General features: G+C 65.0%; 20 protein-coding genes and 1 pseudogene. All 21 read right to left on the bottom strand.

The window, feature by feature from the left end:
- Positions 1-25 precede the first annotated feature (25 nt).
- The 21 genes and pseudogenes from NKJ04_RS20250 to NKJ04_RS20150 all read right to left on the bottom strand — a co-directional run bounded on the left by NKJ04_RS20250 (position 26) and on the right by NKJ04_RS20150 (position 20,200).
- Positions 26-1,765 carry a relaxase/mobilization nuclease domain-containing protein gene (locus NKJ04_RS20250; RefSeq protein ID WP_352677196.1) on the bottom strand — a complete coding sequence of 580 codons (1,740 nt, stop codon included), beginning with the start codon at positions 1,763-1,765 and terminating at the stop codon, positions 26-28.
- A gap of 243 nt (positions 1,766-2,008) precedes the next feature.
- Positions 2,009-2,782 carry a lytic transglycosylase domain-containing protein gene (locus NKJ04_RS20245; protein WP_352677195.1) on the bottom strand — a complete coding sequence of 258 codons (774 nt, stop codon included), beginning with the start codon at positions 2,780-2,782 and terminating at the stop codon, positions 2,009-2,011.
- 3 nt (positions 2,783-2,785) lie between these two features.
- A complete protein-coding gene (locus tag NKJ04_RS20240) occupies positions 2,786-3,121 on the bottom strand; it encodes a DUF736 domain-containing protein (protein WP_352677194.1) in 336 nt (111 codons plus the stop codon).
- A 69-nt stretch (positions 3,122-3,190) separates the two neighbouring features.
- Positions 3,191-3,736, bottom strand: a complete 546-nt coding sequence (locus tag NKJ04_RS20235; RefSeq protein ID WP_352677193.1) for a S26 family signal peptidase — start codon at positions 3,734-3,736, stop codon at positions 3,191-3,193.
- Positions 3,733-4,254 carry a DUF2840 domain-containing protein gene (locus NKJ04_RS20230; RefSeq protein WP_352677192.1) on the bottom strand — a complete coding sequence of 174 codons (522 nt, stop codon included), beginning with the start codon at positions 4,252-4,254 and terminating at the stop codon, positions 3,733-3,735. Before NKJ04_RS20230 ends, NKJ04_RS20235 begins: the two co-directional genes overlap by 4 nt.
- Positions 4,251-4,493 (bottom strand): ParA family partition ATPase, encoded by a 243-nt coding sequence (locus tag NKJ04_RS20225; protein ID WP_352677191.1) that lies wholly within the window; start codon positions 4,491-4,493, stop codon positions 4,251-4,253. The genes NKJ04_RS20230 and NKJ04_RS20225 overlap by 4 nt, the downstream gene beginning before the upstream one ends.
- Positions 4,490-5,650 (bottom strand): replication initiator protein A, encoded by a 1,161-nt coding sequence (locus NKJ04_RS20220; RefSeq protein ID WP_352677190.1) that lies wholly within the window; start codon positions 5,648-5,650, stop codon positions 4,490-4,492. Before NKJ04_RS20220 ends, NKJ04_RS20225 begins: the two co-directional genes overlap by 4 nt.
- A gap of 17 nt (positions 5,651-5,667) precedes the next feature.
- A complete protein-coding gene (locus NKJ04_RS20215; protein WP_352677189.1) occupies positions 5,668-5,949 on the bottom strand; it encodes a helix-turn-helix transcriptional regulator in 282 nt (93 codons plus the stop codon).
- 140 nt (positions 5,950-6,089) lie between these two features.
- Entirely contained in the window at positions 6,090-6,635 is a 546-nt protein-coding gene (locus NKJ04_RS20210) for a DUF2285 domain-containing protein (RefSeq protein WP_352677188.1), read from the bottom strand.
- Positions 6,607-6,855, bottom strand: coding sequence for a transcriptional regulator domain-containing protein (locus NKJ04_RS20205; RefSeq protein ID WP_352677187.1), 249 nt, complete (start codon positions 6,853-6,855; stop codon positions 6,607-6,609). The genes NKJ04_RS20210 and NKJ04_RS20205 overlap by 29 nt, the downstream gene beginning before the upstream one ends.
- Positions 6,856-6,989: 134 nt before the next feature.
- Complete coding sequence (locus tag NKJ04_RS20200; protein ID WP_023715497.1) at positions 6,990-7,250, bottom strand: DNA -binding domain-containing protein; 261 nt, start codon at positions 7,248-7,250, stop codon at positions 6,990-6,992.
- A 175-nt stretch (positions 7,251-7,425) separates the two neighbouring features.
- The gene (locus NKJ04_RS20195) at positions 7,426-7,752 is read right to left on the bottom strand and encodes a DUF736 domain-containing protein (RefSeq protein ID WP_352677186.1); all 327 of its coding nucleotides are present in this window, start codon (positions 7,750-7,752) and stop codon (positions 7,426-7,428) included.
- A 619-nt stretch (positions 7,753-8,371) separates the two neighbouring features.
- Positions 8,372-8,812 (bottom strand): hypothetical protein, encoded by a 441-nt coding sequence (locus NKJ04_RS20190; protein ID WP_352677185.1) that lies wholly within the window; start codon positions 8,810-8,812, stop codon positions 8,372-8,374.
- Between the two features lie 135 nt (positions 8,813-8,947).
- Complete coding sequence (locus tag NKJ04_RS20185) at positions 8,948-9,115, bottom strand: hypothetical protein (RefSeq protein WP_352677184.1); 168 nt, start codon at positions 9,113-9,115, stop codon at positions 8,948-8,950.
- A gap of 199 nt (positions 9,116-9,314) precedes the next feature.
- The gene (locus NKJ04_RS20180; RefSeq protein WP_352677183.1) at positions 9,315-9,776 is read right to left on the bottom strand and encodes a hypothetical protein; all 462 of its coding nucleotides are present in this window, start codon (positions 9,774-9,776) and stop codon (positions 9,315-9,317) included.
- A gap of 57 nt (positions 9,777-9,833) precedes the next feature.
- On the bottom strand, positions 9,834-10,760 hold the full coding sequence (locus NKJ04_RS20175) for a DUF2493 domain-containing protein (RefSeq protein WP_352677263.1): 927 nt from the start codon (positions 10,758-10,760) through the stop codon (positions 9,834-9,836).
- A 341-nt stretch (positions 10,761-11,101) separates the two neighbouring features.
- Positions 11,102-12,136, bottom strand: coding sequence for a DUF7146 domain-containing protein (locus tag NKJ04_RS20170; RefSeq protein ID WP_502897953.1), 1,035 nt, complete (start codon positions 12,134-12,136; stop codon positions 11,102-11,104).
- Positions 12,136-16,464 (bottom strand): strawberry notch-like NTP hydrolase domain-containing protein, encoded by a 4,329-nt coding sequence (locus tag NKJ04_RS20165; protein ID WP_352677181.1) that lies wholly within the window; start codon positions 16,462-16,464, stop codon positions 12,136-12,138. Before NKJ04_RS20165 ends, NKJ04_RS20170 begins: the two co-directional genes overlap by 1 nt.
- Before the next feature lie 197 nt (positions 16,465-16,661).
- A pseudogene (locus NKJ04_RS20160) lies at positions 16,662-16,897 on the bottom strand (DUF6117 family protein); the annotation flags it as partial.
- Between the two features lie 61 nt (positions 16,898-16,958).
- Complete coding sequence (locus NKJ04_RS20155; RefSeq protein ID WP_352677180.1) at positions 16,959-19,088, bottom strand: ParB/RepB/Spo0J family partition protein; 2,130 nt, start codon at positions 19,086-19,088, stop codon at positions 16,959-16,961.
- Between the two features lie 158 nt (positions 19,089-19,246).
- Positions 19,247-20,200, bottom strand: coding sequence for an ArdC family protein (locus NKJ04_RS20150; RefSeq protein WP_352677179.1), 954 nt, complete (start codon positions 20,198-20,200; stop codon positions 19,247-19,249).
- Positions 20,201-20,350 lie beyond the last annotated feature (150 nt).

The raw sequence follows: 20,350 nt of genomic DNA, 5'->3' as shown, positions 1-20,350 counted from the left end.
AAGCGGTCCTTTCTTCAACATGAGGTTAGAGGCCGAGGCCTCGCTTGCGGCCAAAATTCCAGTCGATGCCGTCGTCGTTGCGAGCGACGCCAGAGACGTGGCGGCCAAGATGTTTTTCGAGAGACGGCGTCCAGGGCACCAGTTGGAAACCGAGGCCGTCATCGATCATGGCGAAGCGGCCCGACGCGAGCGTGAAGCGCTGCCGGTAGGAACCGGCGACGTATTCGCCGCCGCGGGCGCGGTTGAAAGGCTGGCCGGTTTCGGCCGAGAGCTTTTCGCCGAGCGCCTCCAGTTCGCGGCGACGCAGCGTGTCGATCAGGCTGCGGGTGAAGGTTGTGCGTTGGCCATGCCGCTCGCCGAGGCCCTGTTGGACGAGGTGGTCGGTACGGCGCTCCATTGCCTGCCGTACCTCGGCGCCGAAACCGGATTCCGACAGCGCAATCGGTTCGCGGGCAATATTCTGACGGTCAAGCCAGGTCGCGCCGGCGGCGGTAACCTGCTGCTCAATATCGAGATCGGAACGGACAGCGAGTGCTGCGCGCCCATGTCCCTGCGCGTCATGGAACTTGCGCAGCTCAACCATCGAACCCGGGGCGCTGTCGCCGGCTGCGTCGAGATCGGACAGCTTGATGTGATGGGTGCGACCGTCGGTGCCATCGACCACGGCGTAGGCGCTGCCCTTCAGCTCATCATCGAGGCCGCGGTCGACCAGCCGACCGACGATCGGCGTGTCGAGGAGCTCCGCCGCCAGCACATAATTCGCCGATCCGCGCTCGATGCCCTGTTCTGTCAAGGCGCGGTGCATCCGCTTGATGATGTCGCCGCGTTCGCCAAGCTCGCGCAGCGTCGCCTCGGCCTTTTCGTCGATCATCCATTGGCCTGGGCCGACCTGTTCGGCAAGGCCAAGGGTTTCGAGCTTGCGCACCCGCCCGACCTTCAGCACGTGATACTCGTCGGGCTGAGCGTTCGCCAGGGACGCAAGATCGACAACGCCGGTGTCGCGGCCATCGCGAACAAGTTGCCGGTCAAGCTGGGTCCAGCGTTCGGCTTCGACCTGGCGCTGCAGATTGCGATAGATGTCGAGATCGGCGCGCGGGCCGAGCTCCTGGGTAACGAGATCGGCGGCACGGGCGCGCATCCCTTCCTTGATGTAATCGCGGGAGATCACAAGATCCTGCCCGTCATAAGTGTGGCCGCGCAGGATGATATGAAGGTGAGGGTTGTCGGTGTTCCAGTGATCGATGCCCGCCCAATCGAGCTTCGTGCCGAGGTCCTTTTCCATCTGCCCCATCAGATCGCGGGCGAAGGATTTGAGATCCGCCATGTCGACGGCATCTTCGGGCGAGACGATGAAGCGGAAGTGGTGCCGATCATCGCCGCACCGCGCGGCGAAAGCACCGCCATCCACCTCCCCGCCTTCCGGCCCGAACAGCCTTGCCTTCTCCCCGTCACGGGTGACGCCCTCGCGGCGAAGATAGGTGAGATGGGCGGCAAGCGGCGCTGCGCGCGCGTAATGACGCACCAGCCGCGTCTTGATGATGACGGCTCGCGAGCGGCCGGTGAGGAGACGATTGGCGCGCACGCTCGCCGTGCGGCCACGCCCGAAGGTCGAGCGATTGCCCGGACTGATCAGGCCGGTGCGAGAGATGCGGGCGCCGGCCTTCTGGGCGGCGGCAAGTGCCTGCGCGATGAAAGGCCTGGCGCGCTGTGCGCTGGGCGAGCGGATGCGGCCGGGCCGGATTCGGAAACCATCCTCACCGTTCATGGCGAAGATCCGCACATCGTGTCAAGACACGGAAATCACAGCGAAAACAGGGTTCTGGCGCGGTGCGCCAGATGTTCGTACCTCGCGGAAATGCTGCATAACCTCTTGAAACAAAACAACCGACCGACGCCGCACCTCGCGGCCTTTTATCTCGCCATCTTCCGGTTGTTCTGCCCACCTTGCGCCTCCATTCACGCCACGGTGCGTTGGAGCTTGCGGTTGCGCGAAAACGCCCATGCGCGCTCATGGCTGGATCCTTTCGCCGGCTCGCGCCACGAAGAGGCCTTCGGACAGCGGCACGATGGCGGAGACATCGCGCACAGTGGGTGCAGAGTTCGCGTCAGTTGGTGGTCGCTCGGCCGGCACGAGAGCGACAGCCTGTATGCGATCCGGCTGACCGACGAAGAGCGAGCCGCGCTTCCAGGGAATGGCCTCGACAGACGTAACGGCGAAAGGGCGCATACCCTCGCTTTCACCGATCAGGGGGGCGAGTGCTGCGACATAGGCGCGGGTCTCGGCCGGTAACGGACGCCCAGTGAGGTAGGCTTGGTAGCGTGCAGGTCCTGCGTTGTAGGCGGCCAGAAACCCCGGTGAGCCGAAGCGATCATGCAGTGCGCGCAGGTACGCCGTTCCTGCCAGGATATTGTCCCGGGCATCGAACGGATCGTGGCCGAGCGACCAGCGGGCACGCAGATCATCCCATGTGCCGGGCATGATTTGCATCAAGCCGCGGGCGCCTGCGCTGGACACGGCGCGCACATCACCCGCACTCTCCTTGCGCATGATGGCGCGTATCAACGCGGTCGGAACGCCGAAGCGGTGCGAGGCTTCGCTGATGTGCGTGCCGAAAGGGTCGCGCTGCGACGATCGTGTGAGAGGTGTTTCCTGCGCCAAGGTCGCCGCCGGCATGACGGTCGCAACGGACAGGCCGCAAAGGAGGAGCAGAGCCATGCGCCGGGCAGCGCGAAGCTGCCCGGGCGCACCGCGATGGCTCGTCGACGGACGGCGAGCGCGCATCGTTCAATCCTTCTCGCTGCGGTCGCGCGGTCGCGCCCAGTGCAGCGACCAGGACGTCTTGTCGTCGCCATTGCGAAAGAGGTTCGCGCGTATAGGCTGCGCGAAGGTCGGGTCGTCGAGCTGGATCGAGACATAGTCTCCGGCCTTTTCGCTGGAGCGTTTCCAGCCGGCGCCGATCTCGGGGCCGTCCTCGCTTCCGGCGTGAACGCGGTAGTCAGGCGCATTCTCCGTTTCGCTCGCCTCTGCCGCCACAATGGCGATATCCAGGTTGAGGCTGAGCGTGTGGATGCGCCCGCTATAGCCAGTCTTCTGGCGCGTGAATTCCCCTATCTGTTGCATGTCTGGCTCCTGTTTTCGGTGGTGCGGTGATGATGCCTGGCGGCCCGACGCGCGCCGCCGGTCGCGCGCTCACCGCGTTGACGCGCGCCATTCGAAGCGGCCGTTTTTCCCCTCGTCGGTCCACAACGGGACCGCGCGACCGATGATCTGGGCTGTGGAGATGAGGCCGAAGTAACGTCCGTCGAGGCTGTCGGGGACCTGCCGGTTCATCAGGAAGACTTCGCCGCTCGCGATGCGGCGGCAACCTTGCCAAACCGGCAGATCACGGCCGGCCCGATCACGCTTCAACGCCATGCCCGCCTCGATAGCATCGACAGTGATGGTGAGGTTCGAGCGACAGACACGCTGCCCGGAAACGCCAAGGATGCGCTTCAAGATTGGCACGCCCCTCGGCAGATAGCCGCGGTCAGCGAGGAACGCCGCGAGCGGCGCGGGGGCGTCCACGGCCACAAGATCGGTGACCCCGAACGGTCCGTGGAAGTCGATCGTGTAGAAGCCGATCGGTGCGCTAGCTGACGCATTCCAGATGAGCTTCGTGGGCATCGAAGTGAGGCCGGGATAGCCGATGCCCATGGTTGCGAAAACGCTAGCGAGGATGATCCCGGCGCGCGTCACGGCTCGGTCCTCTTGCGCAGCAGGAAGGCACGATGTTGGTCGAGCGTGTAGCTGCGCGGCGCGTGGCCGGCGGTTATCCGGTTGTGGATGTGCCGCCAATGATCGGGCGACACCAACTCAGGCTCGATGTCGAGGCGCTGGATGGCGTCGATCGCCTGCAGCACGCGTTCGACCTTGGGCCAACTCTCGACCTTCAGAAGGATGTCGCCGCCGGGGCGCACGAAGGGCAGTGTCTGATAGGCTTCGCCACGTGCGACCGCACGCACGATGTCGATGCGTGAGATGATCGTTCCGAAGTCGTTCGCGGCCCAGCGAACGAACGCGAAGACCGTACCGGGGCGATAAGACAGGATGCGTCGGCGACGATCAACGATCTGTTCGTGGGCGTGGGTGCCGAACCGTATCCAGTTCTCTTGTCTCTTCTCGACCCAGGTCAGTTCGACATGGACGAGATTGTCGGAGGGGTGGTGCGTGGCCGGGAACGCGCCGCGCATGCGGGGAGCCGCGATGCCAGTCATTTCGGTTCTCCTGATGTGGTGGGAAATTCGCGCGCGAGGCTCGCGCGCAGCATGTCGGCGACGGTGACGTTGTGCTGGAAAGCGGCGATGCGGTCGCGCACCTGCGGCGTCATATCGGTGGTCGGGCGCACGACGAACGTCGCGAACTGATTTCCCTTGCAGATCAATTCACCGGCGAGAAGCAGGGTCAAAGTTGCCTTGCCGACACGGCTCTTTTGATTGCGGAGTGCGACGATCATCGGGTGCTTCCCGAGCGCGGATCAAGAGGCGGAGTCGGAGCTTCGGAAGCGTTGGTTGCCGTGTTGCGACCGCCAGAAACCGTTGACATGTTCGGGGTCTTGTTGGTGGTTACGCTGAGTGCGTCGCTGGCTCGCCGTACGAGCCTCTGAACACCACGCACGCGCGCTTCAAGGTTAGAATCTGGGTTAGATTCTAAGTTAGGGGCGCGATTTCGGCTTTGCGTTCTGGAGGTTAGAGCCTGTTTCGGTTCCCGATAGCACGAGCCTGCGGTTCCCGATGGCACGATAGGTCCGGTTCCTGATAGCACGACGCCGTCCACAGGCCTTCCAAAGGAGCCGATCCGCTCGAAGGCCAGCAGTACCCGGCCGCCAATCTCCACTTCTAGCGCAAGCTTGTAGCCGGGCAGCGGCTGGCGGCGGATGATGTCGCGCAACTCGAAGGCAAAGCGCTTGTAGGGCGACAGGCTGCCGGATTTCTGGTGAAGGTGGCGGAAGTCGAAGCGCCAGCCATCGCGCTGGCGTCCGCCATGCTTGCGTACAAGCCGATAGAGCCAGCGATCCAGCCCGCCAGTGAGGTCGAAATAGGCGCGATCAATCGTCAGCACGAGCGCATCATCGAGGACCGCCTGGTAGAACCAGTCGGGGACGATCAACTCGATCCCCGCGGGTTTGCCATGGCGGTCGATGCGCTCCTGCCACTCATTGATCCATGAGAAGCGGTGACGCCGGCCCTCGGCGGGCTGACGAATTGTCGTCGAGACGGTGGTCGACTGCAGCCGATCAAGCGCCGCCTTCAGGCGCTGATAGTCGCGCAGGCTCTTGCCTCGGCCGACGAAGGTGAGAATCTCATAGGGCGTGGCGGCCATCAGCCGCGAGGTGCGAAGCCCGGTGTCACGCGCCTCGACGATCTGGCTGGCGGCCCAGATCAGGATGTCGGCGTCCCAGATGGTCGCCATGCCGTGATCGGGTACGGCCTCGACCCGGATCGTGACGTTGCCGGCCGCAAAATCGATCGGGGCGATGCGATGCGTCTTGGAAAGGGAGAAGAACGGATAGGCCATGAGATCCTGCGCGTCTCGTGGGGCGAAGTCGCCAGGCAGCGCTCGGAACAGGTTGAGCTGCCCGCGCTCCGAAAGGGATTGGTTTCGCGCCACCATTGGAAATCCGCGCGCGGTCAGCGTGCGTATCGTCCGCCATGCGCCGGCGGCGTCGGTGTGTGACGCTTGGCGGGCAGGACCAACCCACGCGGATCGGATGTAGAGGTGACAGCGCCGCGTTCGGCCCAAGCCTGAAGATCGTCGACGGCATAGACGACACGGCCGCCGAGCTTGCGGTAGGAAGGACCAGTGCCATAGGTCCGGTGCTTTTCGAGCGTACGGGCGGACAGGCTGAGGAAATCCGCGGCTTCCTTGGTGCGCAGGAAGCGCGGCGGCAAAACGGCGATATCGGGTCGCATGGGTCGGACCTCCGTGGGGTTTTGGGCAGCCGCTGGCGTTCAGCGGTGGACGGCGACCACGGTGGCGGAGAATGGGTTTCGCAAGGGATGGGGAAGTTGAGGGGGGCTGAAATCCCACCCCCTCTCCCGTGTCGCAACCGCTACGATCGGCGGCGATGACGCAGGATCTGCAAATAGCCGCCGCCAATCATGGCGGTGGCGCCTTCGACGAGGCCGATCACCGCGTCGCGCAGCGCGGAGGTTTTCCAAGGATCGGCAGCGACGCGCTTAGACCCGTAAAGCGCGACGGCAATGTCGCGGTAGCTCGCGCCATTCGAGTGGCCGTCAGCGGCTTGTATCATCAGTCGAAAGCGGCGGCGCTGCTGCGGGGTCATCCGCGTGTCCGAAGGTGTGGGGCGCCCCTGCAAGGAACGCCAGAAGCGGGTGAGTGCTTCGATCCGTCCCAACGTCTCTGCATCCAATGGGATCAGCGCCGCCAGGTGGCCGTGCGGGTCACTGCCGGGCAGAAGGAGAAGTTGGGTCGCGACACCTGCACTGTGGACAATGTGACGTCCTTCGGGGCTGTCGTGGACCACGCCCAGGCCGGTCAAAGGCGCCGATCGCAAGGAAGACAAGAATTCCGGCGCCGGCACGAGAGAAACCACAGCTGGATCGACGTCAGGCGACCAGAAAACGTCTTGCGCCAAGGCGGACAAATCCGGCCTGGCCGGGAAATCGTAACCCCCACAGCCGCTGTGTCTCAGGGTGGAAGGGTGCTTTTTCGGCTCTTGTGGTCAGGAGCGCTTGGTAGTGCCGTTGATAGGGTTCGTGACGCCGCAGACATTCCCAGGCGAGCCCTTCGACGGGTAATGTATCGAAATAATCATAGCTGGCATTGTCTCGCCAGTGCGACGTATCCGGCCTCATCCAAGAGCTCCTCGCAAACAACGCGTAGACCCCGCCTCCAAACGATTCCGGGTTGTAGCGATTGGCGGAAGACCCTTGCCGGGCATCGGGTGATGCCACTTCGGCATCACCCGCGAACCACAGGCGCTGTGGTGCTAGTTGCCGGGTCGACGCAAGAGATGACGGTAGCCTGCACGCGCCATCCAGCGCGCTCGCGCCAGATGGCTGTCGTGGATGCGCCGGGCGCGTTGTGGCTCCTTCGTCAGATCAATGCCGAAGAGGATTTCGACCACCTCGCGCCAGTCCGCGCCGTCGTCGGCGGCGTCAAGCAGGCGCATATAGAGCTTGACGTGTTCCCGATCGTATTCGGTGAGTTCGTCACTGGTCGGCGCGGTTTCGTCAAACGGCTCGATCATCGCTTGCCTCGTCTTCACAGAGTGAGCCTGCATTTTATAGAAGCAATTTTGCCAGCGGAGGATGGTTGATCAGCATCGGGCGATGCGGTTTCGGCATCGCTCTCGGCTTGGGAGAACCGAACCGGACGGCCGCGGAAGAAGGCCCCGGCCTTCCGGCCGGGGCCTGCGCGGGTCCTCAGTCACCCCGCCGCGCGTTCGGGCGGGACCAGATGAGCGAGAAACCCTCACCTTCCTCGTCGTCGAAGAGGTTGGCGTAGATCGGGGCGTTGAAGCTCGGATCGTCGAGCTTGAGGCCCAGGTAGTCGCGGCCCTCGTTGGAGGTCTTCGACCATGCGGCGCCGATCTCGGCGCGGCCGACCAGCACCCGGTGGCTGGGAGCGTTCTCGCCAGTGGCGCGTGTGTCTGGGACGATGCGCACGTTCTTGGCCTGGACGCTGAGGGTGACGATTTCGCCGGTGAACTCGTTCGAGGCGGTCTTCTTGAAGGTGCCGATGGTAGCCATTGTAAGTCTCCGTTTTCTGTTCCCGAGCCCGCACCATGCGGCCTCGATGGCGATCGGTTGGCCGGATGGCGACCGACGACGCATCGCCTGCGACCGGAGCAACGCGGAGGACGGCGCAAGAACGACTTTCTTGTCTCGCGAGGAATGGCGGCGCTCGGGGTCCCCATGCGCTTGCCGCATGGGGTGGGAGCCGGCAGGGGAAGAAAGTCGAGATGCGTCGTTGCGGCTCAGGCGGTCGAGGCTTCAGCCGTCCTTCGGGCAGATCAGCCCATTGAAGAGGCCGTTTGGAGCGCTCTTGGGACGGATTGGCAACAGAGACGTTGGCGTCCAACGCGCCGCCAGCGGATCGCTACGAGCTTCATTGGCATCGCCCACGCATTCCAGGCACCAGATCCGGTGCACCTGCAACGCAGCCGCCACCGGCCGCGCTGCCGTCCTGCCACCGACTGGTCGGACCTGCCTTGCAGCATCGACCGAAGAGAGTCCAAGGCCACAAACGAGGCCGCACCGGGATTGCCCAATCCTTCGATCCTTGGCACGTAGCCCGATTGCTCCAACCACCGACAATAAGGAGGCTAGGCCTTCGTCGGTCTGGTCCATCCGCCGCGCCCGCGCGGGTCTAGGCTCGAACCACGTCCCTGCCGGATTGGTCGGCGGCTGTCATGCCCACGACCCGCAGATATGCCGTGACGCCGACGGCGGTCGCGCCAATGACGGAAAAGACGATCTGCCAGGTTTCCGAAGGCATCATGTGCTTCGCGATGCCATGGGTGGCATGGTAGCCGGCAACGATCGCGGGAGCGACGAAGACCAGCGCGATCGCCAGCTTCGCCCACATGACGCTGATAACGCCGAGGAGAATTTGGCCGACGCCGAGCGTCAGCCCGGCTGCGAGGATGCCGACAAGGATCGCGCCAAGCCAGCCGGCGCCGGTATTGAATGCCCAAGTGCTTGCGCTAACGCCGACGAACAACGGGAGGGCGACGATAGCAAGCGTTAAGAGCAACCAGCACATGATACCGATGGCCGCGATGCAAAGGAGAATGCCGAGGATGATCATGGGGATGTCTCCGAGAGAATAGCTCTGGCGATTGCGCCTTCCACCACCACCTGGCGCAGTGCACAGCGTAGCAAAGGAAAAGCGCGGGCGAAACCCGCCGGTGTTCTTGCATCGCCAGGCGCGATGTCCGCCCCATCATGGGGCGAACGGGTCGATTTCGCTGATGATGGCGGTTTCATCGCCGTCATACTCACTCGCCGGGACGACCGAGAGAGTGCCATCGCCGGCACGAAAGATGACGATGGCGACCATGAGGGTGGCGGCGAGGCTGAAGGCGAAGGCATGCGCGTCGGCGAAGGACATCGACCCGGCTCCTGTTTGAAGCGGAGGACCATCCCCCGCTGACAGGCGCCCGATGCGTCCGGCTGATGGCCGCAATCACCGCGAAGGCGAAGCCGGAGCGGCGGCACGCTTCGCGTAGTCCGACCCCTTGCGGGTTGATGGCTTCAGGCCGTCGGTCGGACCAAGGATCAGCGCAATGGATCGCGGGGTGTGGTCATCTTCAAGTCAGGAGCGGGCGGGAGTCGTTGGCGCGACGCTGATGTTCCATGAGAGTGTGAGCGAGTTGCCGCGCGATGTGGCGGGCGTCGAGCGAGAACCCGGACGGCCATGATCGCGATGGGTCCCGTTGGAAGCCGCCACGCTGAAAATGAGGATGGAGCTGGGCGATGACGCTGTGCAGTCGCGGTGGCAGGCCCAATCCAGTTCTCTCGGCGTAAAGAGCCGCCTTGCCGAGATCGTGCCCGATATGGCGGCGGTTCCAGGGATCGTCGGTCACGACTCTGAGAAGATGCGACTTCAGGAGCAATTCAATGGCGATGGCGATGGCGTGAAGGGCCGCATTGTGCCTGCCTAGATCCGCCGCCCGGTCGGCGCCATCGAGGTGGGCGGCGGCATTGCGCAAGAAGGTGTCGGCGAGCGCGATGTCCGGCGTGAAGCTTTCGGGAAAGGATTCGAACGACACGGCTTGAAGAATGCCGTGCCTCCCCTGCTATTTATAGGGGGTAGGTTCCGACGGCGCTTACGCGCCGCCGTTTCCGAGCCGATAGACCGGGATGCCGACCTTGCGAGCCTTGTCCGCGAGGTTCTCCTGAATGCCGGTGCCCGGAAAGATGATGACGCCGATCGGCATGACCGCCAACATCTGGTCGTTGCGCTTGAAGGGAGCGGCCTTGGCATGTTTGCTCCAGTCGGGCTTGAAGGCGACCTGCGGAACCTTGCGATGGTCGGCCCAGCGGGCGGCGATCTTTTCGGCGCCTTTCGGTGATCCGCCGTGCATCAGCACCATGTCGGGGTGCTTGGCGCGGATTTGGTCGAGCTTTGCCCAGATCAGCTCGTGATCGGCGGTATCGCCGCCGGAGAAGGCGATCTTGGGGCCAGCCGGCAACATGACTTCGGTTTCCGCGCGCCGCCGGGCCGCGAGGAAGTCGCGGCTATCGATCATTGCGGCGGTGAGATGGTGGTGGTTGACCATCGACCCCGTGCGCGGTCGCCAGGCCGAGCCGGTGTACTGATCGTAGTGGTCGGCAGCCTGGTCACGCATGAGTTCGAAGGCGTCGCGCCGTTCGATCATGGTCTGGCCCAGGGCGGTGAGTGTCTCGAGTTCGACCGCCTTGATCTCGCTGCCGTCCTGTTCGCGCTGCAGGCGGCGCTGGGCCTGCTCGTTGTCGTCCAGTTGCCACTCGATTCGCAGCACGGCGCGGTGGAAGACATTGGTGACGGACCAGAGGAGGTCATCGAGGTCGGGTTCGAGGCGCGTGTCGGCCAGGGTGGCGATGAGGGCATCAAAGATGTCGACCACGGCTCCGGCCACCTGGTCGCCACCGGGGAGCGGTCTCGGATCGGGCTCGTCCGCATAGGGGCGCCAACCGTAAAGCTGGAGTTCGGTGAGGATGTGATCGGTCGGAGAAGCGGCGTGGTGCGGTTCGGTGTCGTCGTGCTCGCTCATGGGGATGCTGCCGTCGGTTTGACCGCGACCCTCGCGGCCTTCATGGCGACGAGAGTCCACGGGCGGGACGGTCCGACACCCGCAGCGAAGCGGAGGGCCGGAGCGCAGCGGAGGATGGCGGCAGCCGACTATTTTGCCTCGCGATGGAAAGGCGTCGCGCCCAATCGCTGCCATTCCCGAGCAGTCGCGCGCCGCCGGAAAATAGTCGGCGGCCGCCATTGCCTGGCCGGCCAGTTTGTGGGCCCGATCGCCCTCTTGAAGGCCGGGTCGCGGTTCTCTGCCGGCGGGCGCCCAGCCATGCGATGCGGCTACACCGTGCGCCACACGCTCTCCCTCCCGGCTCATGCTGCCCGTGTCAGATAGCGCAGGCGATCCCGGCGCATGAGCTGGTCCGCAATCGAGGCGCGGAAGGCGGCCAGTCCGAAATGGCGGAGATCTTCGTTGAAGTCCTCCATCGCCGGCGACAGCACGATTGCCTCGATTCCGGCGTCGGTCGCGCGCTCCATCAGGCTGTCGCGTGCACCGTCACCGGCCGGGTCGTTGTCGCGGATGACATAGAGCCGCTGCAGGTTCGGCGGGAACAGGATGGCGGCGAGATGGGCTGCCGAGAGTGCTGCCGCCATCGCCATGTCGGGCAAGGCGCATCGGAGCGAGAGCGTCGTCTCGATGCCTTCGCCTGCCGCCATAACGCTGCCGGGCATGCCGAAGCGGACGGCATGACCGAGGAGGTCACCCATTGCCCTACGCGGTGTGTCGACGGGTGCCTTGCCGGCGCCGTCCGGTGCGAGCCAGGTGCGGTGCGCGCCGGTCAGATGCCCATCCAGATCGGTAACGGTGGCAATCATCGCCGGCCAGGTCTCGGTCGGTCCATGATCGTCGGGCCGGTAGTAGCAGCGCGGATGGAACTGCAAGGCTGCGGTTCCGTGCAAAGTCGTAATGGCACGTCCACGCAAATACGTTTCCACGAGGGTGCCGATAATGGGCTTCGACATGGCGACCAGTCGGCGAGCCGCTTCCGGAGATCCAATGGGGACCTGCGTGATCGGCGCGGCCGGCCGGGGTGGCATTGCATCTGGCATAGCGAGAAACACGCGCGCCTCGTCGGCGACGTCCCGAAAATTGATCAGTCCGAGGGATTCGCGGATGACATCGAGCAGGTCGCCATGCTCACCGGTAGCGGCGTCGGTCCATTTGCCTGGCGGTCCCTTCGCGGATGGCCGCAGACGCACGAACATCGACCGGCCCGGCGCATTGCGGACGTCGCCGACGGTCCAATAGTTGCCTTGGCGACGGCCATTGGAGAGGTAGTGGCGGCACACCGCCTCGGCATGTTCGCCGAGGCGATGTGCGAGGTCGGATGCAGCGTGACGCGGAATCATGCAGCCTCCCGCTCACTGACCCGCTCGATTGGGAAGCGGTCGAGCACGCGCTCCAGCACGGCGAGCCCGTTGGCGTCGATCGGCACGAACATCCTGAGCTTCCACGAAATGATCTCGTGGAACAGACCGTAGGCGGTGAGGCGCTCGCGCATCGTGTCGGTGAAGCCGGACAATTCGATGCGCCATGCGCCCATGACGCGGCTGCGGCGAAGCTGGAGATCCTCGGCGAGATCGAGGATCGTCCGCCCGTCCATCAGAGCCGCAAACGCCTGTTCCGGCGACAGCGCAACCACGTTCGTCGCAGAGGCGTTGGCGGCCCATGCCGGCGAGACGCGGCGGCCGATGAGGCACTCGCCCTCGTCGGTCTGAAGTCGATAAACGCGGGTCGACTCGTTGGGCAGGCGCTTCCAGATTGGGAGCAGCAGGCCGGTGACCATGTGCAAGACCGAGTCCGAAAACTCCGGCACCCCGGCGATTTCGGCGGTCCAGGCAGTTGTGAACGCCTCGCGGTGGGCCTCGACCCAGCGTGTTTCGCCCATAGCCTTGAGCGGCATGTTCTGGCTTTCCATCGGCCGGATCAGGCGGACACGGCGCTCGACCTCGCCATCGTCGAGCATGACGCTGGGGGTCGGGATCTGTACCGCGGCGCGGCCCGATTGCTTGTTGATGAGCAGTAAGGCACGCGGATCGCGGAGATGATCGAGCGCCGCATTGAGCGTGACGGGCCGATTGCGCTTGCGTTCGGTGATCGTGAGCAGGCGGCTTTCGGCGCCTGTGCGCGGATGGGTGTAGATCACCTGCCGATCGGTGATGACGAAGTTTTCGGCCTGCAGCGTCTCCAGCCCGGCGTCGTAGTTGCCGGAGGTGATGGCACCCTCGATCCGAGCGGCCAGAAGCTGCTCGAACGCGCCGAACAGCACGCCCTGCAGCTCGATGGTCAGCGCCAGCAGTCTGTTCAGGAAGGTGGTGATCGGCGGCAACTCGTCCTTGATGCCATTGGCATCCATCAGGTTGAGACCCGTCGCCGCCTCGAAACGCTCGAGCGAGCAGCCCTCGACCTTGCCGCGAACGATCAGCAGATAGAGTTGCCGTAGCGCATCGCGGGCATAGTGGCTTTCCAGATTGTCCTCTGGCCGGAACAGGCCCTGGCCACCGGTCTGGCGCTGGCCGCGCGTGATCGCGCCCAACGTGTCGAGACGGCGGGCGATCGTCGAGAGGAAGCGCTTTTCCGCCTTCACATTGGTCGAGATCGGCCGGAAGAGCGGCGGCTGCGCCTGATTGGTGCGATGCGTGCGGCCGAGGCCCTGGATTGCGGTATCCGCCTTCCAGCCGGCCTCGAGCAGGTAGTGGACGCGCAGCCGCGTGTTCCGGGCCGACAGTTCGGCGTGGTAGCTCCTCCCCGTTCCGCCCGCGTCCGAAAAAACCAGAACGCGCTTCTGGTCATCCATGAAGGCCTGCGTCTCGGCGAGGTTTGCCGACCCGGCACGGTTTTCAACGACAAGGCGCTCGCCCTTGCGGACAATGCGGCGCGAGCGACCGGTGACCTCGGCCACGATGTCCACCCCGAAATGCTGGACGATCTGGTCGAGCGCGCCGGGGACAGGCGTCAAGCTGGCGAGTTTGGCGATCATCTCGTCGCGCCGGGCGACCGCCTCGCGGCTCTCGACGGGCTGGCCATCGCGGTAGACCGGGCGCGACGACAGATTGCGCTCGCTGTCGGTGAACGGCTCGTAGAGCTGCACCGGGAAGGAATGGGCCAGGTAGTCAAGGACATATTCGCGGGGCGTGATGTCGACGCGAAGGTCGTTCCATTCCTCGGTCGGCAGTTCGGCCAGCCGCCGTTCCATGAGCGCCTCGCCCGTCGAGACGATCTGGACAACGGCCGCATGGCCCTCCTCCAGATCGCGGGTGATGGAGCGGATCAGGGTCGGTGTCTTCATGCTGGTCAACAAATGGCCGAAGAAGCGTTGCTTGGCGCTTTCAAAGGCGCTGCGCGCAGCCGACTTGGCCTGGGCATTGAGCGTGCCGGTGCTGCCGGTGATGTTGGCCGCCTGCATCGCCGCCTCGAGATTGTTATGGATAACGCCGAAGGCCCCAGCGTACGCGTCATAGATGCAGACCTGTTCGGGCGTCATCTCATGCTCGAGCAGTTCGTATTCGACGCCGGAGAATGACAAAGACCGCGCCGTATAGAGACCGAGCGCCCTGAGGTCGCGCGCCAGCACTTCCATCGCCGCGACGCCACCGGCCTCGATCGCCTCGACGAATTCGGCCCGCGTCGAGAACGGAAAAAGCTCGCCGCCCCAGAGGCCTAGCCGCTGGGCATAGGCGAGATTGTGGACGGTGGTGGCGCCGGTGGCCGAGGCATAAACGATGCGGGCATTCGGCAGCGCGTGCTGCAGCCGCAGGCCGGCACGGCCCTGCTGGGAGGGAGCGGCATCGCCCCGTTCGCTCTTGCCGCCGGCGGCATTCTGCATGGCGTGGGCTTCGTCGAAGATGATCGCTCCATCGAAATCCGGACCCAACCATTCGACGATTTGTTTGACCCGCGAAACCTTCTCGCCGCGATCGTCGGAGCGCAGCGTGGCATAGGTGGTGAATAGGATGCCTTCCGCCAGCGTGACCGGCCTGCCCTGCGGGAAGCGGGAGAGCGGGGTGACCAGCAAGCGCTCCATGCCGAGCGCGGACCAGTCGCGCCGCGCATCCTCGATGAGCTTGTCGGACTTGGAGATCCAGACGGCCTTACGACGGCCCTGCATCCAATTGTCTAGGATTACGGCGGCGGATTCCCGGCCTTTGCCCACCCCAGTGCCGTCGCCGATCATGAAGCCTTGCCGGAAGCGCACGGCGCCTTTGGCGTCCTCGCGAGCGGCGCTCACGACATCGAACGTGTCGTCGAGCGTCCAGGCGCCGGCGAGATACTCGGCATGAGCCTCGCCCGCATAGATGACGGTCTCGAGCTGCGCGTCCGAGAGCAGGTCAACGACGTTCTTCGGTAGGCGCGGCCGGTAGCCCGGCTTGGGTGGCGCTACCGAGGCCATGGCCGCCGATTGAACGAGCTTGGTGGGGTGAGCCCGCGAGCCGGGAATGCGGATCGCCTGAAGCCCGTAGGCCTCATAGATGGCGTCGCTGATCTGGCCGTTCTCGGCCGCCTGCCAGTCGACAGCCTCATAGGCGAGGTCGATGGCTTCCGGTTCGGCGATCGACATGCGTGGCGTGGTACTCGCCGAGCGTGTGAGATAGCCGTGCACTTTGCGGGCCGCGGCGACCGCCGATGTCGCGCTGGGAAGGGCGGCCATCACGACCGGCGGCCGCGCGGGAAGGCGCTCCTCAATCCACGCGAGGAGCGTTGCCGCATCCGGAGCGATGCCGGGAGCATCCGGGAAGAGCGAGGGATCGTCCGCCGGCACCCTGTCGATGACGGTGAGGCGCGTCGGGAAGGTCGTGCCGTGCTTGGCATAGACCGAGCCATCGATGGCGGCGGAGAAGACCACGCGACCACGCTCCTGCAGGCGAGTGAAGGCGGCGGTCCAGGTCGGATCGTCGGGCGCGAAGTTCGCACCGGTGATCGTCACCAGCCGCCCGCCGGGCGCAAGGCGCGACAGCGCCGAGGCGATGTGCCGCCATGCCGCGTCGGCCATGCGGCCCTCGACATTGGCCATGACCGAAAAGGGCGGGTTCATCAGCACCACGCTCGGCACGGCGCCGGGATCGAGATGGTCGTCGATTTGGGCGGCGTCGAAGCGGCTGGCGGAGACGCCCGGAAAGAGACACGAGAGAAGTGCCGCGCGCGTCTCGGCAAGCTCGTTGAGGATGAGCGAGGCGCCGGCTATCTCGGCCAGGATGGCGAGCAGCCCGGTGCCGGCGGAAGGCTCCAGCACACGGTCGCCGGGCGTGATGGCGGCGGCCGTTGCGGCGACCAGGCCGAGCGGAATCGGCGTCGAGAACTGCTGGAAGGTCTGTGCTTCTTCGGACCGGCGCGTATGCGTCGGCATCAGCACTGCGATCTTCGACAAAGCGGACAGCCGTGCAGCCGGAGATTCGGCTTTGCGGAACAGCGCCTTTCCGTATTTGCGGAGGAAGAGGACCGTCGCGACCTCGCAGGCATCGTAGGCCGTCTTCCAGTCCCACGCGCCGGCGGCGTCGGAGACACCGAATGCGGCTTCCATCGCTGCCCGCAGCTTTGACCCGTCGATGCGTTCACCGTTCTCGATATGGGGAAGCAGGAGGCCGGCGGCAGCGAAGATAGCGGCGGCACCATCGGTTTCGGCGAGCGGCAACGATACGACGCCGGGAGCCGCTGCGGCGGGCGAGATCATGTACATGGTGTGAACCTCCGGAGAGCGGGGACAGGATCGAGCCGGGCGGCGCTCTCTCTAGACCGCGCGGATTCAAACCCATCCCGGCTCGCCTCTCCCTCTCAGGTCCTCGCCGAAGCCAAAGTGAAACAAGCGCCCCGCCGTGAGGTGGAGCGCTTGCCGGTATCAACCGATCTCGACCATATTCCGCCGTCAGGCTCCGACTTCTGTAGGAAATCTTTGGCGTCGTCGGGATCGGGCGGCAGGTAGGCATCATAGGGATTGCCGTCGGCAAGATGGCCGAACGGCGTGAACACGTAGTCCGCGCCGTCCCGCCCGATCGCGCAGATTATATAACGCCGCTGCCCGGTCGCTGCATCGGCGCTTCCATGAGCGCGAGGTTGCCGTCGCCGGCACAAAGCAGCGTCTGGAAGTTGCTGCGCGAAAATGGCCCGGCGATACACCGGGCGGTGAGGTGAAGGAGAAAAGGCCGGGCGACCCGGGCCGCCCCGCCAACGGTGCTATTCGGCGGCTACCACGTGCGCCGCAGTCTCATCGGCGGCCGAACCGTCCTCGTCGTCACCGGCGAGGAATTCGGGAAGGTCGGCTTCCTCGCCCTCATCCGGCTGCGCGGCCGGCGCGTCATCGCCGCTTAGGCGGAGCGGTTCGGGCAGCCAGCCACTATCGGCCAGGAGGCGCTCGGCCTCCTTGGCCATGTCGACCTTCTTGAGATGGTCGATAAGCTGGGCGGGCTGGTCGCCGGCGCCTTCGCGCACGGCTTCGAGAATGCGGGACTTGGTGACGCGGCCGAGATAGTTATCCACGGTCGGCCGCCAGCCGGCATCTACCATGTCAAGCCCGGTCGCACGGGACAACCGATCGGCTTCACGCAGGCGCTGATCGAGCCCATGCTGGGAAACGCCGCTGCCGTAGGGATTGGGCCGTTCGAACAGGGCGTTGATCCCATAGCTGACGCAATGCGCCAGCAGCTTCTGCCGGCTGGCTTCATCGAGCCCGTCGAGCCAAGCCCATAGGGTGTCGTCGTCATCCAGTGGAATGACGCTCTTCCAGGCCTCATGGCGCTCATCGACAGCCTTGGCCGCAGGGCTGTCCTTGAGACCGACGTCCTGCCACGGCAGGTGGACGTGCCGGACGAAGGCCTCGACGCAGCCGATGGCGGAACGCTGACCGAAGGTGTCGAGGACAAGCCGATGCAATAGCGCCGTGATGGCCACATGCTGGTTCTCGGCCACGGCATTGCGCAGCGCCAACGTGCGATGGGCGGTGAGTTCGATGATCAGGCGCTCGGGCAGCGGCTTGATGGTGTCGCCGTCATCCTCCTCTGGCTCGGATGCCTGCGCGCCGATGGTGATAATGGCGCGGCTGACCGAAGGATCGTGTCTGCTATCCACGTTCTCGGTTGCGCAGCCTGGCTCGGCGGAGTCGCCGTCGGCCGCATGCATCGCTTCGTCCTCGGGGCGTACATGGCCCCGATCGACGATGAGATCGCCATCACGATCGATGCTGATGAACACACCGGCGCGGGCGATCTCGGCCCGATCGTAGTTCATCGGCCGGCTCTCGAAGGCCTCGAGCGCGGTCTCGATCTGACCGAGGCGCTGATCGACATCGTCGGGGAGTTCGTCGGATTCGCCATACTCGGCTTCCAGCCGATTGTACTCCGCCTGCAGGGCTTCGCGTTCCGCCCGCTCCGCGTCGGTCAGATCGACGGGGGTGCCGGCCAGTGCCCGCAGACCGTGATTGTGGCCGTAGGGCAGATCGGCATCGACCACGATCCACTTCCAGCCCTCTGCCGCGATCTCATCGGCGATCGACTTCATCCTGTCGCGGACCAAGCGGTCGAGCAGAGCGGGGTCTTGCAGCCAGCCGCCATTGTCGGCCTCGAACAGGTCGCGCAGCACCACGCCGCCGGCAGCGACATACGCGTCGACACCGACGAACAGCGCCCGGCGATCGCTTGCCCGCACAGTGGTCTCCGTCAGGAGGCGCCGGATCTGCTGCGGCTCCTTCGACCAGGAGTTTTCAAGCGCCTCCCAGACCTGCTCCTGACGGGCGTGATCGTCGGTCACGGTAAAGGCCATGAGATGCTCGAGTTGCATACCCTCCTGCTCGTAGACCTCGTGCAGCTTGGGCGAAACTTTTGCGAGCCGCAGGCGCTGCTGGACAAAGGTAGCGGACACGAAGAAGCGTGCCGCAATCTCCCCATGGCTGGCGCCCTGATCTTGCAGGGTCTGGAAGGCCCGGAACATATCCAGGGGATGCAAATCTTCGCGCTGAAAATTCTCGGCTAGCGAGTCCTCCTCGATCGGGACCGCGCTGTGGGCGTCGCTGACGACGCAGGGAACTGGCTCGGTCTTTTTCATTCGCTTCTGCTTGACCAGCAGTTCCAGCGCGCGATAGCGGCGCCCGCCAGCCGGCACCTCAAACATGCCGGTCTCGTTACCCTCGCCATCCAATACTGGCCGGGCGTTGAGGCTCTGGAGCAGGCCGCGCCGTGCGATCGACGCGGCGAGGTCCTCTATCGTTTCCCCACGCTTGATGCGCCGGACATTGGACTGGCTCAGCATCAGCTTGTTGAAGGGGATGTCACGTGAAGCGTTGAGGGTGATCTTCTGCTTGGGCGTAGCCATGGGATTATCTCCGCGACAGGGCGACCGAGACTCTCTCGACCTCCAAACCCGTCAAAAAAGACGGCGCAGCCCTCTCACTCTGAGGACTGCGCCGCACACCGAAGATCTAGCTAGAGGGGGACTGGGCCGCAGACACGACTTTGCCCTCGTGAGGAGGGTCATGCGGCCCTCTTGTCGATCTCGGGCTGGCCGGCCTCAACCATGGCGCCGGTTTCCGGAAGGAGGTTGAGCAGCCAGTCGGCGGCCTTGCTCGCCTGGCTGGCGGCCCGCACGATGGCGCGGTTGTCGTCGCGGAGCACCTCGAGCCAGGAGCCGAGATAGTCGGCATGGCGCACCGTCGGCACGATGCCGAGCGAGGCGCAGCAGAAGGCCGCGTTCATCTCTGCGACCAGTTCCTCGAACGCATATTTCTTGGTGCCGAACGAACCGCCGAGATCCCGGCCGACCCGCGAGGCATGGCCCGTGGCGTGCCCCATCTCGTGCAGCGCCGTGCGGTGCCAGTCGATGGTCTCGAAATAGGCCTGCGGGGGCGGCACCCGCACGTAGTCCTGCGCTGGCACATAATAGGCACTGCTGCCACCGATGCGGAAATCGATACCTGTCGCCTTGATCAGTGCGTCGACGGCCGGCTCGATCAGCCCGGGTTGCGGTGCAGGCGGAGCCGCGGCCAGATCGTCGGGCAGATTTTCGCATTGCGCCACGTTGAACACGATGAAGCGCTTCAGGAACGGTATGGCATGTGCCGCCTCGCCCGTTTCCCGCGCGCGATTCTTCTCGTCGTCAGGGATGAAGCGGTCGGCATAGACGACGGTGGTCCCGTGTTCGCCCTTGCGGACATGACCGCCCAGCGATAGCGCCTGGCGGAAAGTCAGCCAGCCCTGGACGGGAAAGCCATGCTCGACGACCGCACCCCACAAGATCAGCACGTTGATCCCCGAATAGGCGCGGCCTGTCGCGGCATTGGCCGGCATGGCTAGGGGCGCTTGCGCCGCCGTGCCCCAGGGCTGGACCCAGGGAAAGCGCCCAGCTTCCAGCTCGGCGATGATCTTATTGGTGATATCGTCATAGAGGCTTGCCCGGTCGGCGCCGGCGCGAGCGTAATATCTGGACATCGCGGTTCTCCGCGACGGGCGCCGGAGGCCTCTCCTCCAGCCCTCAACCCGTCACGGCAAACCGGTCCGTACTCTCACTCTAGACGGCGGAGCCTCCCGCACAAGGGGAGACGCCCTCGAATTTGTGGCAAAGGCGGTCCGTCGCCAAAT

The sequence above is a fragment of the Mesorhizobium sp. M0618 genome (assembly GCF_040320765.1).
GTDB lineage: Bacteria > Pseudomonadota > Alphaproteobacteria > Rhizobiales > Rhizobiaceae > Mesorhizobium.
The sequence above is the reverse complement of the archived record's forward strand: the minus strand, read 5'-3'. Positions and strand labels throughout refer to the sequence as shown.

Coding starts and splice junctions, on each gene's coding strand:
- NKJ04_RS20250 (WP_352677196.1), bottom strand. CDS start 1,765: ATGAACGGTGAGGATGGTTTCCGAATCCGGCCCGGCCGCATCCGCTCG.
- NKJ04_RS20245 (WP_352677195.1), bottom strand. CDS start 2,782: ATGCGCGCTCGCCGTCCGTCGACGAGCCATCGCGGTGCGCCCGGGCAG.
- NKJ04_RS20240 (WP_352677194.1), bottom strand. CDS start 3,121: ATGCAACAGATAGGGGAATTCACGCGCCAGAAGACTGGCTATAGCGGG.
- NKJ04_RS20230 (WP_352677192.1), bottom strand. CDS start 4,254: ATGACTGGCATCGCGGCTCCCCGCATGCGCGGCGCGTTCCCGGCCACG.
- NKJ04_RS20225 (WP_352677191.1), bottom strand. CDS start 4,493: ATGATCGTCGCACTCCGCAATCAAAAGAGCCGTGTCGGCAAGGCAACT.
- NKJ04_RS20220 (WP_352677190.1), bottom strand. CDS start 5,650: ATGGTGGCGCGAAACCAATCCCTTTCGGAGCGCGGGCAGCTCAACCTG.
- NKJ04_RS20215 (WP_352677189.1), bottom strand. CDS start 5,949: ATGCGACCCGATATCGCCGTTTTGCCGCCGCGCTTCCTGCGCACCAAG.
- NKJ04_RS20205 (WP_352677187.1), bottom strand. CDS start 6,855: ATGAGGCCGGATACGTCGCACTGGCGAGACAATGCCAGCTATGATTAT.
- NKJ04_RS20200 (WP_023715497.1), bottom strand. CDS start 7,250: ATGATCGAGCCGTTTGACGAAACCGCGCCGACCAGTGACGAACTCACC.
- NKJ04_RS20195 (WP_352677186.1), bottom strand. CDS start 7,752: ATGGCTACCATCGGCACCTTCAAGAAGACCGCCTCGAACGAGTTCACC.
- NKJ04_RS20190 (WP_352677185.1), bottom strand. CDS start 8,812: ATGATCATCCTCGGCATTCTCCTTTGCATCGCGGCCATCGGTATCATG.
- NKJ04_RS20185 (WP_352677184.1), bottom strand. CDS start 9,115: ATGTCCTTCGCCGACGCGCATGCCTTCGCCTTCAGCCTCGCCGCCACC.
- NKJ04_RS20175 (WP_352677263.1), bottom strand. CDS start 10,760: ATGAGCGAGCACGACGACACCGAACCGCACCACGCCGCTTCTCCGACC.
- NKJ04_RS20165 (WP_352677181.1), bottom strand. CDS start 16,464: ATGTACATGATCTCGCCCGCCGCAGCGGCTCCCGGCGTCGTATCGTTG.
- NKJ04_RS20155 (WP_352677180.1), bottom strand. CDS start 19,088: ATGGCTACGCCCAAGCAGAAGATCACCCTCAACGCTTCACGTGACATC.
- NKJ04_RS20150 (WP_352677179.1), bottom strand. CDS start 20,200: ATGTCCAGATATTACGCTCGCGCCGGCGCCGACCGGGCAAGCCTCTAT.